10 protein-coding genes are annotated in these 17343 nt (G+C 66.7%); 6 read left to right on the forward strand and 4 right to left on the reverse strand.

The window, feature by feature from the left end; all coding sequences use genetic code 11:
• Nucleotides 1-2: 2 nt before the first annotated feature.
• Genes DSM104440_RS00835 through leuS form a run of 4 tightly spaced genes read right to left on the reverse strand, consistent with a single transcriptional unit; the run spans nucleotide 3 to nucleotide 5396 of the window.
• A complete protein-coding gene (locus DSM104440_RS00835) occupies nucleotides 3-1289 on the reverse strand; it encodes a glutamate-5-semialdehyde dehydrogenase (protein WP_212758298.1) in 1287 nt (428 codons plus the stop codon).
• Nucleotides 1290-1304: 15 nt separating this feature from the next.
• Nucleotides 1305-2306 (reverse strand): DNA polymerase III subunit delta, encoded by a 1002-nt coding sequence (holA, locus tag DSM104440_RS00840; RefSeq protein WP_171159864.1) that lies wholly within the window; start codon nucleotides 2304-2306, stop codon nucleotides 1305-1307.
• Complete coding sequence (locus DSM104440_RS00845; protein ID WP_171159866.1) at nucleotides 2303-2794, reverse strand: LPS-assembly lipoprotein LptE; 492 nt, start codon at nucleotides 2792-2794, stop codon at nucleotides 2303-2305. Before DSM104440_RS00845 ends, holA begins: the two co-directional genes overlap by 4 nt.
• Entirely contained in the window at nucleotides 2781-5396 is a 2616-nt protein-coding gene (leuS, locus tag DSM104440_RS00850) for a leucine--tRNA ligase (protein WP_171159869.1), read from the reverse strand. The genes DSM104440_RS00845 and leuS overlap by 14 nt, the downstream gene beginning before the upstream one ends.
• A 130-nt stretch (nucleotides 5397-5526) precedes the next feature.
• On the opposite strand from leuS, the gene DSM104440_RS00855 reads away from it, so the two are divergent.
• The 6 genes from DSM104440_RS00855 (at nucleotide 5527) to DSM104440_RS00880 (ending at nucleotide 17333) form a co-directional block, all read left to right on the forward strand.
• Nucleotides 5527-6384, forward strand: coding sequence for a FecR domain-containing protein (locus DSM104440_RS00855; protein WP_171159871.1), 858 nt, complete (start codon nucleotides 5527-5529; stop codon nucleotides 6382-6384).
• Nucleotides 6385-6460: 76 nt separating this feature from the next.
• Nucleotides 6461-10234 carry an InlB B-repeat-containing protein gene (locus tag DSM104440_RS00860; RefSeq protein WP_171159873.1) on the forward strand — a complete coding sequence of 1258 codons (3774 nt, stop codon included), beginning with the start codon at nucleotides 6461-6463 and terminating at the stop codon, nucleotides 10232-10234.
• 122 nt (nucleotides 10235-10356) lie between these two features.
• A complete protein-coding gene (locus DSM104440_RS00865; RefSeq protein WP_171159875.1) occupies nucleotides 10357-13464 on the forward strand; it encodes a hypothetical protein in 3108 nt (1035 codons plus the stop codon).
• Between the two features lie 12 nt (nucleotides 13465-13476).
• Nucleotides 13477-13935 carry a P-loop NTPase family protein gene (locus DSM104440_RS00870; protein WP_171159877.1) on the forward strand — a complete coding sequence of 153 codons (459 nt, stop codon included), beginning with the start codon at nucleotides 13477-13479 and terminating at the stop codon, nucleotides 13933-13935.
• 49 nt (nucleotides 13936-13984) lie between these two features.
• Entirely contained in the window at nucleotides 13985-15052 is a 1068-nt protein-coding gene (locus DSM104440_RS00875) for an IPTL-CTERM sorting domain-containing protein (protein ID WP_171159879.1), read from the forward strand.
• Nucleotides 15053-15062: 10 nt separating this feature from the next.
• Nucleotides 15063-17333 carry a UvrD-helicase domain-containing protein gene (locus DSM104440_RS00880; protein WP_171159881.1) on the forward strand — a complete coding sequence of 757 codons (2271 nt, stop codon included), beginning with the start codon at nucleotides 15063-15065 and terminating at the stop codon, nucleotides 17331-17333.
• Nucleotides 17334-17343: the final 10 nt, after the last annotated feature.

Genomic DNA, 17343 nt, shown 5'->3' on the forward strand with positions numbered 1-17343 from the left:
CTTCAGCTGCGCACGTGCCCGTCGCCGAGCACGATCCATTTCTGCGACGTGAGGCCTTCGAGCCCCACCGGACCGCGCGCGTGCAGCTTGTTCGTGGAGATTCCGATCTCCGCACCCAGGCCGAACTCGTAGCCATCGGCAAAACGCGTGGAGGCATTCACCATCACGCTCGCCGAATCGACCTCTCGCAGGAACCGCTGGCCGTGCGACCAGTTCTCAGTGACGATCGCATCGGTGTGGGCGGAGCCGTACTTCGCGATGTGCGCGATCGCTTCGTCGAGGCCCGGGAGCGTCGAGATCGCGATGACGGGTGCGAGGAACTCCGCGTAGAAATCGGCTTCGGTCGCGTCCTTCAATCCCTTGATGCCGGCCTTCGCGAGGATCGCCTTCGACTCCGGGCAGCAGCGCATCTGCACGCGCTTCTCGGCGTAGATCTTGCCGATCAGCGGCAGGAAGCGCGGCGCGATCGATTGCGCGACGAGCAGCGTTTCCATCGTGTTGCAGGTGGCGTAGCGCTGGGTCTTCGCGTTGTCGGAGATGCGCACGGCCTTGTCGAGGTCGGCGGAGTCGTCCACGTAGACGTGGCACACGCCATCGAGGTGCTTGATCACCGGAACGCGCGCTTCGCTCGCGACGCGCTCGATGAGGCTCTTGCCGCCGCGCGGCACGATGACGTCGATGTACTTTTCCATCGCGATCAGCGCGCCGACGGCCGCACGGTCGGCGGTGGCGACGAACTGCACGGCCTCCTCGGGAAGGCCCGCGGCCTTGAGGCCCACCGCGAGGCATGCGGCGATCGCCTGGTTGGAGTTCAGCGCTTCGCTGCCGCCGCGCAGGATGCACGCGTTGCCCGACTTGAGGCACAGCGCGCCAGCGTCCGCCGTCACATCGGGGCGCGATTCGTAAATGATGGCGACGACACCCAGCGGCACGCGCATGCGGCCGACCTGGATGCCCGACGGGCGGGAGGTGAGGCCGGTGACTTCACCGATGGGATCCGGGAGGCGCGCGATCTGGCGCAGCCCGTCGGCCATCTCCTCGATCGCCTTGCCGGTGAGTGTCAGCCGCTCGATGAAGGCGTCGTCGTTGTTCTTGTCGGCGCGGGCGGCTTTCACGTCGCGCGCGTTCTCCGCGAGGATCGTCTTCTCGCGATCGATCAGTGCCTGCGCGGCCGCTTCGAGCGCATGGTTCTTGGCGGCACTGCTCGCGCGCGCAAGCTGCGCGGAAGCCGAGCGCGCGGCGACGCCGAAGGCCGTCATCGCGGCTTGCAGGCTCTCTTGCGGGCTCAGATCGTTGGGCATGTCCTACGCGGCTTCCTTCGCGAGCACGGGACGACCGGAAAGCCCGAGCGCCATTTCCAGCATGTTGCCCCAGGGGTCACCCGTCTCGACGCCTTTCATCATGCGGTCGATCCGGTGGGCTCGCAAGAGTTCGCGCGCGAAGCTCGCGGCGTCGTGGCGACGGGCGGTTTTCGCGACACGCGCCTGGCGATCGGGCGTGAGGTAGCGGCGCGGGCGCTGGCCGGCGGCGACGGTCATGAGGGTGCGCAGCTCGTCGCAGAGCTGCCACAGGAGCAGCGGCAGCGGCTCGCCCTCGGCTTCGAGCGATTGCAGCACGCGCGCCATGCGCGCGCCGTCCTGCGCGTGGATCGCGTCGATCAGCGCGTCGCGCTCGAAGCGCGAGACATCGGTCACGGCCTCGCCGATCGCCTCCAGCGTGATCTCGCCTTCGGGCAGCAGCAGCGCGAGTTTTTCCACTTCCTGTTTCGCAGCGAGGAGATTGCCTTCGACGCGGTCGGCAAGACCCTCGAGCACTTCGGCCGAGCCGCGCTGCTTGCCGAGCGCAAGCCGCTCCGCGAGCCACTCGGGCAGCTCTTCGCGCGTGACGGCCTTCGCCTCCACGCCCACACCCGCACCTTCGAGCGCGGTGAACCACACGCTCTTCGCCTGCTGCCAGTCGATCTCGGGAAGCATCACCATCGTCATGGTGTCGGGGATCTGCTTCCCGGCCCACGCGGTGAGCGCCTTGGCGCCTTCGACGCCGGGCTTGCCCGTCGGAATGCGAATCTCGAACAGGCGCTTGGTCGAGAAGAGCGAAAGATTCGAAGCCGATGCACCCAGGCGATTCCAGTCGCAGCCGGGCTCCGCGAAGAACACTTCGCGCTCGGTGTAGCCATCGGCGCGCGCGGCATCGCGGATGCGGTCGGCCGCTTCGAGGGCGAGCAGCGTCTCGGGTCCGTAGAGAACGTAGAGGGATGACAGCCCCTTGCGAAGCGCACCCGGGAGCTGCCGCGTGGAAATCTTCACAGGCCGCGCTTGACGACCGCGATTCGCCGCAGGATCAGGCCCGCCGATTCGGCGTACATGTCCTTGAAGAGGAGCTGTTCTTCGGCTTCCTTCGCGAGCGGCGCCGTTTCGCTGTAGGTGATGAGGCGGCGCACGACGATCTCCGAGGGCGCGATGAGCGGCTCTTCCTTGCCGGGCTCCGTGAGCTGGTACGAGGTCGTGAGCCGCAGCTCGTATTCGTACACGCGGCCCGCGCCCGTGAGCGTGAAGATCGTCTTGTCGCGCGTCTCCGTGATGATCCTGAGCGACGCCTCGGCCTTGGCGGGATCCGTCACGATCTGAGTGGAGCCGGTGGCGAGGCTGCGGCGAAGCTCGACCGCGACCTGCGAGGCGCCCACGCTCGACAGGTGCAGGCGCGAGATGCCGATGCGTTCCTCGCCGCGCAGCTGGAAGCCGCAGCCCGCGAGGGCGAGCACGGCGAGGCCGAGCGCGAGCCTAGACGACCACATTGACGAGCTTGCCGGGAACGACCACGACCTTCTTGGGCTTCTGGCCGTTGGTGAACTTGACCACGATCTCGCTCTGGAGCACGGCGGCCTCGATCTCCTCGCGCGTGGCCGAGGCGCTGACATCGAGGTGGCCGCGAAGCTTGCCGTTCACCTGCACGACGAGCGTGACGGTGTCCTTCGCGAGTGCCGCCGAATCCACCGCGGGCCAGGGCTGTTCGAGCAACCGCGTGCCCGGCCGGAGTTCCGCCCACAGCACGTTGGCGATGTGCGGCACGATCGGCGAGAGCATCAGCACCGCGTCCTCGAGCACTTCCTGGAACACGGCGCGCGCGGCGGGACTGCGATCCTTGTCCTTCACCAGCGAATAGAGGTTGAGCAGCTCGCGCACCGCGGCGATTGCGGTGTTGAACTGCCAGCGGCGGCCGTAGTCGTCGGCCACCTTGTCGATCGTCTTGTGGAGCTTGAAGCGCAGGTCCTTCAGCTCGGAGGAAAGGCCGTCATTGCCCTTCGCGCGCGCAACGACGCCGGCCTCGAGGTGCTCGTGGACCATCGCCCACACGCGGCGCAGGAACTTGAAGGAGCCGTCGATGCTCTCGTCGGACCAGAGCATCGTGTCCGTGGGCGGGCTTGCGGACATCACGTAAAGGCGCGCGGTGTCCGCACCGTAGCGGTCGATCATCTCCTGCGGATCGACGCCGTTCCGCTTGGACTTGGACATCGTGCCGATGCCCTCGTACGTGATCTCGGAGCCGTCGGACTTGAGCTTCGCGCCCGTGATCTTGCCTTCGGTGTTCTGCGTGATCGCGACTTCATCGGGCGCGAAATACTCGATGCCGCCCTTCGCTCCGCGCCGCGAGAAGATGTGGTTGAGCACCATGCCCTGCGTGAGCAGGTTCTTGAAGGGCTCGTCGATCTTCACGAGCCCGAGGTCGCGCATGGTCTTGGTCCAGAAGCGCGCGTAGAGCAAGTGGAGGATCGCGTGCTCGATGCCGCCGATGTACTGGTCCATCGGCATCCAGTATTCGCTGCGCGCGTCGACCATCGTCGTCGCACCCGGGCACGTGTAGCGCATGTAGTACCAGGACGAATCGACGAAGGTGTCCATCGTGTCCGTGTCGCGGCGCGCCGCGCCGCCGCATTTCGGGCACTTCGTCTCGTAGAACGCGGGCGACTTCGCGAGCGGGCTGCCGTGGCCATCGGGAACGAGGTCCTCGGGCAGCACGACCGGAAGATCCTTGTCGGGCACGGGGACATCGCCGCACTTCGGGCACAGGATGATCGGGATCGGCGTGCCCCAGTAACGCTGGCGCGAGATGCCCCAGTCGCGAAGGCGGTACTGCACGCGCTTCTTCCCGAGGCCCATCGCTTCGAGATCGCTCGTCACGCCGGAAATTGCCGCGGCCTGGTCGAGGCCGTCGTACTTGCCGGAGTTCACGTTGCGGCCCGGCTGCTCGTACCAGGCCTGCCACGCATCGGTGGAGTACGGCTGGCCGTCGACGTCGATCACCGGCTTGATCGGCAATCCGTATTGCTTGGCGAATGCGAAGTCGCGCTCGTCGTGGCCCGGCACCGCCATCACCGCGCCTTCGCCGTAGCTCATGAGCACGTAGTTGCCGACCCACACTTCGACGCGCTCGCTCGTGAACGGGTGGCGCACGTACAGGCCCGTGCGCATGCCCTTCTTTTCCATCGTCGCGAGGTCGGCTTCCTGCACGCCGCCCTTGCCGCACTCGTCGATGAACGCGGAAAGCGCCGCGTTGCCCTTCGCCGCTTCCATCGCGAGCGGATGTTCCGCGGCGACGGCAGCAAAGGTGATGCCCATGATCGTGTCGGCGCGCGTGGTGAAGACTTTCAGTCCCCCCTTGGCGTCATTCATGCGCCGGCCGGTCTCGTCGTCGTAGGGAAGCGTGAACGCCACACCCTCCGAGCGGCCGATCCAGTTGCGCTGCATCTGCTTCACCTGCTCGGGCCAGCCGAGGCCATCGAGCGCATCGACCAACTCGTCGGCGTACTGCGTGATCCGCATGTACCACATCGGGATCTCGCGCTTCTCGACCGTGGCACCCGTTCGCCAGCCCTTGCCGTCGATCACCTGCTCGTTGGCGAGCACGGTTTGATCCACCGGATCCCAGTTCACCAGGCCCGTCTTCTTGTAGACGATGCCCTTCTCGAGCAAGCGCAGGAAGTACCACTGGTTCCAGCGGTAGTACTCGGGAGAGCAGGTGGCGAGCTCGCGCGACCAGTCGATCGCCCAGCCCATCGCCTGGCACTGCTTCTTCATGTAGGCGATGTTGTCCCACGTCCACTTCGCCGGCGGCACGTTGTTGGCCATCGCGGCGTTTTCCGCGGGCAGCCCGAACGCATCCCAGCCCATCGGCATGAGGACGTTCATGCCCTTCATGCGCAGGTAGTGGTAGAGCGCGTCGTTGATCGTGTAGTTGCGCACGTGCCCCATGTGCAGCTTGCCCGAGGGGTACGGCAGCATCGAGACGCAGTAATACTTGGGCTTCGCGGAGTTGTCGGGCGAGGCGAACGCCTTGCGTTCGGTCCATTCGGCCTGGACTTGCGGTTCGATTGTTCTTGGTTGGTATTGCGAGTCCATGGCCTGCGCGGGGTGGGCTTGAAGCCGGGCGATTTTCGAGCGCAAATTATAGCAGCGGGGGGTGCATCCAAACCCTTGATTTGCCGTACTCATTGACGGACATTCCCATTGTCCTCGGAGGGAATCGGGTATGAAGAAGACCATCGCACTTCTGCTGGCTGCATTCGCGTTTTCGGCCGCTGCAAACGCACAGGTCGTGGGTACGGCCGAGGCCGTGCAGTTCCCGGCATTCCTCGAGCGGGGAGGCAATTCCGTGCCCCTCTCGCCGGGCACCTCGCTCCAGGCGAAGGACACGGTGCGCACCGGGGCGGGCGCGCGCGTGCTGATCAAGCTCACGGAGGGCAGCCTCGTGAAGCTGGGCGAGAACGCGCACTTCACCGTGGAGAAGGCGCAGCCCGTGGGCGTATTCAAGGCCACGCTCGGCGTGCTCCAGGGCGCCTTCCGCTTCACGTCCGACGCATTGCGCAAGGGCCTCAAGCGCGACGTCGAGATCAAGGTGAAGAACGTCACGGCCGGCATTCGCGGCACCGACTTGTGGGGCCGTTCGACGACCGATGAAGACCTCGTGTGCCTGCTCGAAGGCAACATCACCGTCGGAACGCAGGGCCATCCCACGGTCACGCTCGATACGCCGCTCGATTTCTACCGCAAGCGTTCCGACGCCGGTCCCGTGGTCGCGAAGGTTGATCCCGAGAAGGTGAAGGAGTGGGCGGCCGAGACGGAAATGGTGAAGGACGGGCCGATCGGGCGTGTCGGCGGTTCGTGGCGCGTCGTGGCCGCCGCCGTGGGCTCGCGCGACGAGGCCCTTGCGCTCAATCGCCGCGTGCGCGCTTCGGGCTACCCCTCCGAGGTGGCGCAGACGCCGTCCGACAAGGTTTACGTGGTGCAGGTGGCCGGGCTCGCGGGCGAACCCGAGGCGCGTGCGGTGATGGCAAACCTGCGCACGGTGGCCGGCGTCATCTCGCCTTCGGTGCGGCAAGGGCCTTAGTCGGCCACGATATAATCTGCACCGGGCGCAAGGCCGAGGCCTTGCGCCCTTTTTCTTTGTCGGGACGAACAAGAACATGAATGTGGGCACCCTTCGACGCATCTGCGGCGGCCTCCTGCTTTCGGCCGCGCAGCTCGTCCATGCGATCCCCGGCTATCTCGATACGTCCTTTGGAGCCTTCGGCTTCGCGCAGGTCCTCGCGGGCCCCTCGTACGACGAAATCCATGCCGTGCGCATCCAGCCCGACGGCAAGATCGTGGTCGCAGGCCAGAGCGCTCAAGGTCGCGGCCGGGCCTCGTTCGCCCTGGCGCGCTACAACGTCGATGGTTCGCTCGATGCGACGTTCGGCACGAATGGCGTCGTCGCGGCTTCGGTCAGCGGCGCCGACAGCCGGGCGTACGCGATGGTGCTGCAGGCCGACGGCAAGATCGTCGTTGCGGGCGCCGCCAACAACTCCAGCCCGCAATGGCTGGTCACGCGATTCAACGCCAACGGATCGCCGGATACCGGCTTCGGGAACGGCGGAAAGACCCTCGTTGCCACCGTGGCCGGCGCCGGAAGCGTGCAGGGCCTGGCGCTGCAGTCCGATGGACGCATCGTCATGACCGGCACCACGAACAGCGAGTTCGCCGTTGCGCGCCTCACCACCAGCGGCCTCCTCGATGCGACCTTCGGGTCGGGTGGCGTCACGGTCACTGCGCTGCCCGGCGACAATTGGGCCTATGCGCTCGCCGTGCAGGCCGACGACAGGATCGTCGTGGCCGGCACTGTCGGCCTCTCCGGGAATTTCGACTTCCTCCTGATGCGCTACACGGCGAGCGGCGTGCTCGACGCGAGCTTCGGCGGCACCGGCTACGTGGTCACGTCGCTGCAGGCGTCGTGGGACTGGGCCCGCGCGCTGCTGATCCAACCCGACGGCAAGATTGTGGCAGGCGGCTATAGCAGCAGCGGCAGCGACGAGGACTTCGGTCTCGTGCGCTATCAAGCCGACGGCACCCTCGATGCCACCTTCGGCAACGCCGGCCGCGTCACGAGCGGGTTCACCGCGGGCCACCACGACCGGATCCTCGGCCTCGCGCTCGCCGGCGACGGGAAGATCGTCGCCACCGGCTTCACGCGCAATGGCAGCGCGGCGACCGCGGATTTCGCGACGGCGCGCTACAACATCGACGGCTCGCTCGACACCTCGTTCGGTACCGGCGGCAAGGTCGTGACGCCGTTCGCTGGCGGTTGCAACATCGCGAACGCGCTCGCCATCCAGTCAAATGGCGCGATCGTGGTCACCGGCACCGCGCCGATGGTCGATGGCAATTCCGCGTTTGCGCTGGTGCGCTATTCGCAAACCGGGACGCTCGACGCGTCCTTCGGCAGCGGCGGCATCGTGCTCACGCCGGACGTGATGCACGCCGTCCCGAAGTTGAGCGGCGTGGCCGCATTGCCGGACGGACGAATCGTCGTTGCGGGCTCGGCAGGCGCCAGCGGCTCCGACGTCGTGCTGATCGGGCTGACCGCGAGCGGCGCCATGGATTCCACGTTCGGGCAGGCAGGCCGCGTGGTGACGGGTGGGGTTGGTAACCAGGTCGCGAATGCCATGACGGTGCGGCCCGACGGCAGGATCGTCGTCGTCGGCGGGGCGGCCGGCTCCAGCAATTTCCTCGTCGGGCAATTCAATCCGGGCGGATCGCCCGATGGCTCGTTCGGCACCGGAGGGCTGGTCACGCACGCCACGGGCAACGCGTCCAACCTGCGCGCCGTGGCCCTGCAGCCGGACGGCAAGATCGTCGGCGGTGGCTCGGTCGAGTATCTGGGCCGGCAGGCCTTCGCACTCGTGCGCTACCTTGCCAGCGGGCCGCTCGACGTGAGTTTCGGCAACGGGGGCCTCGCCATCGTGCCCTTCGGCAGCCTCGACGAAGGCATCTACGCGATCGCGATCCAGCCCGACGGCAAGATCGTCGCCGGGGGCGCCGAGCATGGCGCTTCGAATGAGTTCGCGCTCGCGCGCTACAACACCAACGGCTCTCCGGATGCGAGCTTCGGCGCCGGCGGCAAGGTCGCGGGCATCATGAACGGCGTCATCCGCTCGATCGTCGTGCAACCCGACGGAAAGATCGTCGTCGCGGGCGATTCCAAGCAACCGCTCGGCGCGCGGCGGGACTTCGGTATCGCGCGCTTCAATTCCAACGGCACCCTCGATGCGTCGTTCGGATCGAGCGGCCGCGTCTGGACGGAGTTCGGCGCGGACGCGCAGCCCGTTTCGGTCCTGATCAACGACGGGAAGCTCATCGTCGGCGGCTACAACGCCACCGCCACGAACTATTCACTCGCGCGCTACCTCGCAAACGGCACGCTCGATGTGGCGTTCGGGATCAGCGGGAAGATCTCGCATTTCGTCGGCACCGTGCCCGACTTCGCAGCGGCAATGACACTGCAGGATGACGGCCACATCCTGCTGGTCGGCAACAGTCCCTCCGCCGGGGTCGTCGCGCGCTTCCTGAACCCGGATTCGATTCCCTCGCCCTTTGCCTTCGCGCCGCTCGCGGGGCAGGCGCGCTCGACGCTGGTGCAGTCGGCGGCGATCACGCTCCGTGGATTCAACGAGTGGACGCCCATCTCGATTGTAGGTGGCGAGTACTCGATCGGTTGCACCGGCACCTTCACCGCGTCGACCGCCACGATCAGCTACGGCCAGACAGTGTGCGTGCGCCACACGTCGTCGGCTTCTTACGCGACGGTGACCACCACGACGCTCACCATCGGCGGCGTGTCCGCGGTCTTCACCAGTACGACGGCGGCGACCCCCCACTTGCTCACAGTCGCCAAGGCCGGGAGCGGCGGCGGCATCGTTACCGGCGACCTTGGCGGCGGCCCGACGATCATCAACTGCGGATCGGATTGCACGGAATCCGTACTGACAGGATCGATCGTGACGCTCACCGCGACGCCGGCCAGCGGCTCGAGTGTCGCGGGCTGGAGCCACTGCAGCGGCACGGCACCGGTTTGCGAAGTGCCGGTCAGCGCGGCGACCACCGTGACGGTCACCTTCGCCAGCAACCTGCCGCGGCTCGCGAACATCTCGACGCGCGGGCAGGTGCTGACCGGCAATGACGTGATGATCGCGGGCTTCATCATCGGCGGCCCCGAGGCCAAGACGGTGGTCGTCACCGTCGCAGGGCCGTCGCTCGTTGCCGCGGGCATCCCGAACGCGCTGGCAAATCCCACGCTCACGCTCGTGCGATCCTCCGATGGCGTCGTCGTCGCCACCAACGACAACTGGCTGGCGCAGCCGAATCACGCGGATGTGGCCGCGATACAAAACGCGGGCTTCGCGCCCGCCAATGCGCTCGAGCCGGCGATCATCGCAACCCTGGCACCCGGTGCGTACACGGCGATCGTGCAGGGCTCAGGCGGCACGGGCGTGGGATTGGTCGGCGTGTTCGAAGTCGATCACGCCGAGGCGCCGCTCATCAACATCTCGACGCGCGGCCAGGTACTCACCGGCAACGACGTGATGATCGCGGGCTTCATCATCCAGGGCAGCGGCACGAAGAGCGTCGTGGTGACGGTCGCGGGACCCTCGCTCACGGCCGCGGGCGTGCCGGGTGCGCTCCAGAATCCGACGCTCACGATCGTGCGTGCCTCCGACGGCGCGGTGATTGCGAGCAACGACGACTGGCAGGCGCAAACCAATCCGGCGCATGTGGCGGCGATCCAGAACGCGGGGTTCGCACCCGCGCATGTGAACGAACCGGCGGTCTTCCTCACGCTGCCGCCAGGCGCGTACACCGCCATCGTCCAGGGTGCGGGTGGCCGGACCGGTGTGGGCCTCGTTGCGGTGTACGCCGTCCCGTAGCCACCAGGAGCCTTAATCGGCTCGCTAGTTGTCGAATATTCCTGAATCCGGGAATCGTTCCCGCTGGTATGGTTATCGTCACGGCACGCACGCCGTAAGAACGCAATAAGAAGAGGGTAATCATGCGCACGCTGTCCTCGATCTTCGGCGCGGTGGCCGTTGTGGTCACCGCCATGTCCCTGGCGCCGGTTCCGGCCCTTGCCCACGACAAGCTGGGCGCCAACCTCAACTTCATTGGCGACTTCCGGCGCAACCACGAGTTCGTGGACGTCGTGAAGCAGTCGCGGCGATTCCTCCAGATCGGGCAGTTCGACGACTCGTCCCCGACGAACCTCGCGCCCATCGGCGCCGACGGCTGGCCCACCACGGACTTCCGCCTGTTCGCGATGGCCGCGCAGCAGAACACGCTGAGCCTCGCGGGTACCTACAAGATCGAATTCACGGGCCAGGCGACCCTCTCGACGGCCAGTGCCGGCGGGGGATCGACGATCGCGAACAAGGTGTACACCCCCGGCACGAACACCACGACCGCCGACCTCGTGGTGACCGCGGGTGCGGAGAACATGCTGATCGATTTCACCGCGACGGGCGGCACCGTGAAGAACGTGCGCGTGCTGCGACCGGGCTATCCGCTCGCGGGCACGCCGCTCCTGCACGCGCCGTGGAAGAGCCACACCGAACGCTTCGCGGTGCTTCGCTTCCTCGACTGGACGCGCACCAACGGCAACCGCGACACCACGTGGCTCGACCGCACCACGCCCGAGAAACGGCGCACCGAGGCCTACATCGCGCAATGGGAGACGGTGATCGCCGCAGCCAACGCGATGAATCGCGACGCGTGGATCAACATCCCGGTGCAGGCGAACGACGAGTACGTGACCAACCTCGCGACCCTCTTCCGCGACGGGCTGAATCCGAACCTCAACCTGTACGTCGAGTACGGCAACGAGCTTTGGAACTTTGCGATCCGCGACGTGGACCTCGACAACTTCGCGGGCAGCGTCTTCAACGGCGCGACCGTGAACCGCAACCTCGCGATCGCCTCGCTCGGCGGTTCGCCGCTGCGCCAGGCCTATCCGAGCGAGGGCGTGCCCGATGACACGACCATGGGCTTTCGCCGGGTGGCGATGCGGCTCATGGAGATCAGCAACATCTTCAAGACGGTATGGGGCACGCCCGCGCTCAACACGCGCGTGCGTCCCGTGCTCGCCGGGCAGATGGCCAACAGCTTCATCGTGAGCGAGGGCCTGCGCTTCATCGACGAGATCATGAACGTGCGGCCGAATACGGTCTTCTATGCGTTGAGCGGCGCGCCGTACATCTTCGCCGCCGCGATTCCCGACGGAAATGCCGACGAGACGCCGACGAACCTGACGGTGCAGGCGATCCTCGATGGGCTGGCCGCGGGTGTCGCGAACGCGCCGAGCGACGCGAACGCCTACCAGTACCTCTCGCACGCAGGGCTCGGCGCCTGGTACGGCCTGAAGGTCGTGGCGTACGAGGCGGGCTTCGACAACTTCGGCAACCAGAACATCGCCAACAAGCGGCTCGCGAACCTCGATCCGCAGATCCGCACGATCTGCGCGAACATGATCAACCAGTGGCACGGCTTCGGCTTCGACGTGATGCTGTGGTTCAACGGCGGCGCGGACAGCTACAACACGCAGTTCGGCATGTGGCCGCTGGTCGAGGATCTCGCGGTGCCTGCGACGCCGAAGAACCAGTGCATGGATGACATTCTCGCGGCGGCACTGCCGGCCGTCACCACGGGCACGTCGGTGGGCGCGCCCATTGCGGGCGGGAATTTCCGCGGCTCCGCGAGTCCGGCGGGAACGGTGACCGGCACCAATGGCGCGTTCGGCTTCCCCGGCTTCGTCGAATTCATGTTGCGCGCGGACACTGAAGGCACCTACCAGCTCGTCTTCACCGGCAGCGCTCCGCCCGGGGAGTTCTTCACGGTGCGGCTCAACAACGCGACGGTGACGACGAACGCGACGCTGCCCGCTGCCACCGGAGCCGGGGCACCGATCAGCGTCACGCTGCGCCGCGGCCTCAACGCGCTGCGCATCGCGCGCTCGACAGGTGGAGGCGCATCGTGGGCCATCCAGTCGTTCGCATTCACGCTCGTGGGCGATGCCACGCCCGACGCGTTCACATTCGCCTCGCAGACGGGCGTCACGCCCTCGAGCGTGGTCGTGTCTGCGCCGGCGACGATCGCGGGCATCACGATGGCGACCTCGATTTCCGTCGCTGGCGGCGAATACTCGATCGGTTGCACCGCCACCTTCACCGCCTCGACCGCGACGATCACCAACGGCCAGACGGTGTGCGTGCGCCACACGGCGTCGGCGAACTTCAACGCGGGCACGACGACCACGCTCACCATCGGTGGCATCTCCGCGTCGTTCACGTCCACCACCGGTCCGCCGCCCAATCCGCCGCGGCTCGCCAACATCTCGACGCGCGGCCAGGTGCTGACCGGCAACGACGTGATGATCGCCGGCTTCATCATCGGTGGGCCCACGGCGAAGACCGTCATTGTCACCGTCGCGGGTCCGTCGCTCGTGAACGCTGGAATCCCGAACGCGCTCGCCAATCCGCACCTCACGCTCATTCGCTCCTCCGACGGCGCGGTGATGGGCTCGAGCGACAACTGGCAGGACAACGCGAATGCCGCGGCGATCCAGGCGGCGGGCTTCGCGCCGGCGCATGTGGCCGAGCCGGCGGTCATGATGACGCTTGCCCCGGGGGCCTACACCGCGATCGTGCAGGCCTCCGGTGGCGTCGGCACGGGCGTGGGATTGGTCGGCGTGTTCGAAGTCGATCACCCCGAGGTGCCGCTCATCAACATCTCGACGCGCGGCCAGGTGCTTACCGGCAATGACGTGATGATCGCGGGCTTCATCATCCAGGGCACGGGCACGCAAAGCGTCGTGGTGACGGTCGCGGGACCCTCGCTTGTCAACGCGGGCATTCCCAATCCGCTCAGCAATCCGATGATCACGATCGTCCGCGCGTCCGACGGCGCGGTGATCGCATCCAACGACAACTGGCAGACGCAGACCAACCCCGGAGATGTCGCGCTGATCCAGAACGCGGGCTTCGCGCCCGCGAGCACCCTGGAGCCGGCCGTGTTCCTGACGCTGCCGCCGGGGGCGTATACCGCCGTCGTCCAGGGCGTGGGCAACGTCACGGGCGTCGGACTCGTCGGCGTGTTCCGGGTTCCCTGATCGTGTGAACGCGTGAAGCGCATCCTCGTGATCGGCTGCAACGGTTCGGGGAAGACTGTGCTCGCGCGCTGGCTCGCGGAGCAACTGAAGCTCCCGCTCGTCGTCCTCGATGCGCCGGCGGATCAGCCGGAGGCCGCGCCGCCCGAGGAAGCGTGGCGCAAGACCGTGCGCACGCTGGCCGATCGCGACGCCTGGGTCATGGACGGCACCTACTACGCGATGGCCATCGACCGGCTGCCTCCGGCCGATGGCGTCGTGTGGCTCGACTTCCCGCGCTGGCGCTGCGTCTTCAACCTCGCAACGCGCGAGCACGCCAGGATGCCGTACCTGCGCCACGCGTGGGGCCACCACAACGAGACCCGGGCGCGAATCGGCGCCGCGCTGCAGGGCGCGCGCTACCCCACGGTGGTGATCCTGCGATCGTCCGCGGAAGTTTCTCGATTTCGTTCGGAATTCGGGCTCCCGGCATGAAATAATCGATCCTCCGAAGTGGCCGGTCCGCCTTTCCCGCATGAGAACTATGAACACGAACGGCAGTACGGGTCGGCCTGCGAGCATCCTCCTCCTCCTCCTGCTGTTACTGGTTCCGGAACGCGCCTTTGCGCAGGCCTGGACTGGCAACGGGCCCAACGACAACTGGAGCACAGGCGCCAACTGGGCCGGCGGAGTCGCTCCGGCGAGCAGCAGTGGGACGGTCGTGACGTTCCTTATATCGCCGCGTATGTCGCCCATCGTCGACGTGCCATGGACGATCAATCGCATGGACCTGTTTTCCGGTGTGTACACCGTGACCGGCCAGGCGATCACCTTCGCTGGCGCGTCGCCCTTGCTGATTTCCAGTGCCCAGAATCACGTGGTCTCTGCCCCGCTGGTCATTCCGACTTCCCTGGAAATCTTCACCAACGTGAGCCTGCTGACCGTCTCGGGAGGGATCAGCGGAACGGGCGCACTGAGCGTCAATGGAATCGGCGCAGTGCGGATCGAAGGGGTCAATACTTTCTCGGGTGGAGTCAGTGTCGTTGGGGGCACGGCCCTCCTCGTGGTCGGGTCGATCCCGGGGCCGGTTACTGTTGGTATCGCTGCAAGGGTGTCTGGCGCTTTCGGCACTGTGGGCGGCGACGTCATCGTGCAGTCAACCGGCTACATCGCTTCCACGTCCTCTTACCTGGCGCTCAGCACCGGCAATCTCACGATCGCCGGGACGGCCCTGGTGCATATCGGTGGCCCGGCACCGGGCACGCAGTACGGGATCATCAACGTCACGGGTACCGTCAACCTCACCGGCGGGACGCTTGTGCTCACCGGTGGACATTCGCCGTCGCCGGGTCAGGTCTTCACCATCATCACCAACGACGGCGGCGAGCCGGTCACAAGTACGTTCGCGGGACTCCCGGAGGGCGGGACGGTTCTTCTCAACGGCGTGCCGCTGCGCATCTCCTACCTCGGGGGTACCGGCAACGACGTGACGTTGACCGCGTTGGGCGGCGCGCCTCCCGTCTCGGTGCCCACGCTTTCGCAATGGTCGCTCCTGCTACTGGCTACGTTCGTGCTGGGTATCGGATCGCTCGCCTCGAAGCGCAAGAGGTAACGCGATCACGATGGGCGATTACCTGGCGAACCTGAACCCGGAGCAACTGAAGGCCGTCACGCTTCCCCGCGAGTCCGCGCTGATCCTCGCGGGCGCCGGGAGCGGGAAGACGCGCGTGCTCACCACGCGCATCGCGCACCTCATCCAGTCGGGGCAGGCGAGCCCCGCGGGCATCCTCGCGGTGACGTTCACCAACAAGGCCGCGAAGGAAATGCTCACGCGGCTCTCGGCGATGCTGCCGATCAACGTGCGCGGCATGTGGGTCGGCACCTTTCACGGCATCTGCAACCGGCTGCTGCGCACGCACCACCGCGATGCCGCCTTGCCGCAGCTCTTCCAGATCCTCGATTCGGGCGACCAGCAGTCGCTGATCAAGCGGCTGGCGAAGTCGCAGGGCATGGACGACGAGAAATTCCCGCCGCGCCAGATGCAGAACTTCATCAACAACTGCAAGGAAGCGGGCCTGCGCGCCAACGCGGTGGAGGCGGGCGACGATTTCACGCGCCGCATGGTCGCGTTCTACGCGGACTACGACGCGCAGTGCAACCGCGAGGGCGTGGTCGATTTCGCGGAGCTGCTGCTGCGCACCTTCGAGCTGCTCGCGAAGAACCTGAACCTCCTCACGCACTACCAGGAGCGCTTCAAGTACATCCTGGTCGACGAGTTCCAGGACACGAACAAGCTCCAGTACAAGTGGATCAAGATGCTCGCGGGCTCCAACGGCTGCGTTTTTGCGGTGGGGGACGATGATCAGTCCATATACCGCTTTCGAGGAGCTGAAGTCGGCAACATGAACGACTTCGTGCGCGACTTCGCCGTCGAGCACGTGGTGAAGCTCGAGCAGAACTACCGCTCGCAGGGCCACATCCTCGATGCGGCCAACGCGATCATCGCGAAGAACAAGGCGCGCCTCGGGAAGAACCTCTGGACCTCCGAGGGCAAGGGCGAGCAGCTGCGCGTGTTCGCGGCTGCCACCGACTCCGAAGAGGCGCAATACATCGTCGATGAGGTGAAGCAGCTGCACCGCGAAGGCATGCCGATGAACGAGATCGCGCTGCTGTATCGCTCGAATGCGCAGTCGCGAGTGCTCGAGCACGCGTTGTTCCGCGCGCGTCTCCCGTACAAGGTCTACGGCGGCCTGCGCTTCTTCGAGCGCATGGAGGTGAAGCACGCGCTCGCCTACCTGCGCCTCGCGGGCAACCCGGACGACGACTCGGCCTTCACGCGCGTGGTGAACTTCCCCGCGCGCGGCGTGGGCGCGCGTTCCGTCGAGCAGCTGCAGGAAGCCGTCGAGCAAGGCATCAAGCCCAGCCTCATGTCGGCGGCGCGCGCCGGTGTCGTGAGTGGTCGGAGCGGCACCGCGATCGCCCAGTTCATCGCGATCATCGACCTGCTGCGCACGGCCTCGGAAAACCTGCGCCTTCCCGAGCTCATTGAAGAGGTGCTCGAACGCTCCAACCTCGCGGCGCACTACGCCGCCGAGCGCGATGGCCAGGACCGCGTGGAGAACCTGCACGAGCTGGTGAACGCGGCGACACTCTTCGCCGAGGAGTTCGAGCACGGCGAAACGCCCGCGGGCGAAGCGGAAGCCGATGTTGCGCCGGTCGGCACGCACCAGCAGCAGGTGCTCGCCGCATTCCTTTCGCACGCGAGCCTCGAAGCCGGCGAGCACGAAGCGGCGGCGGGCGCGGATGCGCTGCAACTCATGACCGTGCACTCCTCCAAGGGTCTCGAGTTCCACGCGGTGTTCGTTTCGGGTCTCGAGGAAGGCCTCTTCCCGCACGACAACAGCATGAACGAGGACGGCGGCCTCGAAGAGGAGCGCCGCCTGATGTACGTCGCGATCACGCGCGCGAGGAAACGCCTCTACGTCACCTACGCCGGCACGCGCATGCTCCACGGCCAACCGCGCTACGGGATGGTCTCGCGCTTCGTCGACGAGATCCCGGCCGAGCTGTGCAAATGGATCGTGCTGCCCGAGCGCGCGCAGACGCGCTGGAACTCGGGCGCGTCATCGAACTCCTCATGGGGCTCGGGCGGAGGGCGCGCGCCGCAGGCTGATCCCGATCGCTACGCCACCGCACCGCGCGCGAAGTTCGAGCTCGAGCGCCCCGACGCGCATCCCTTCGCCATCGGCCAGAACGTGCAGCACGCGAAGTTCGGCGAAGGCGTGGTGCTCAACTTCGAAGGCCGCGGCCTGGACGCGCGCATCCAGGTGCGCTTCAAGACCGACGGCACGAAGTGGCTGGCACTGCAGTACGCGAAGCTGACCGCTGCTTGACCGGCGGTTT

This window comes from Usitatibacter palustris, assembly GCF_013003985.1.
GTDB classification, from domain to species: Bacteria; Pseudomonadota; Gammaproteobacteria; order Burkholderiales; family Usitatibacteraceae; genus Usitatibacter; species Usitatibacter palustris.

Coding starts and splice junctions, on each gene's coding strand:
- DSM104440_RS00875 (WP_171159879.1), top strand. CDS start 13,985: ATGAACACGAACGGCAGTACGGGTCGGCCTGCGAGCATCCTCCTCCTC.
- DSM104440_RS00865 (WP_171159875.1), top strand. CDS start 10,357: ATGCGCACGCTGTCCTCGATCTTCGGCGCGGTGGCCGTTGTGGTCACC.
- DSM104440_RS00880 (WP_171159881.1), top strand. CDS start 15,063: ATGGGCGATTACCTGGCGAACCTGAACCCGGAGCAACTGAAGGCCGTC.
- DSM104440_RS00860 (WP_171159873.1), top strand. CDS start 6,461: ATGAATGTGGGCACCCTTCGACGCATCTGCGGCGGCCTCCTGCTTTCG.
- DSM104440_RS00845 (WP_171159866.1), bottom strand. CDS start 2,794: ATGTGGTCGTCTAGGCTCGCGCTCGGCCTCGCCGTGCTCGCCCTCGCG.
- leuS (WP_171159869.1), bottom strand. CDS start 5,396: ATGGACTCGCAATACCAACCAAGAACAATCGAACCGCAAGTCCAGGCC.
- DSM104440_RS00855 (WP_171159871.1), top strand. CDS start 5,527: ATGAAGAAGACCATCGCACTTCTGCTGGCTGCATTCGCGTTTTCGGCC.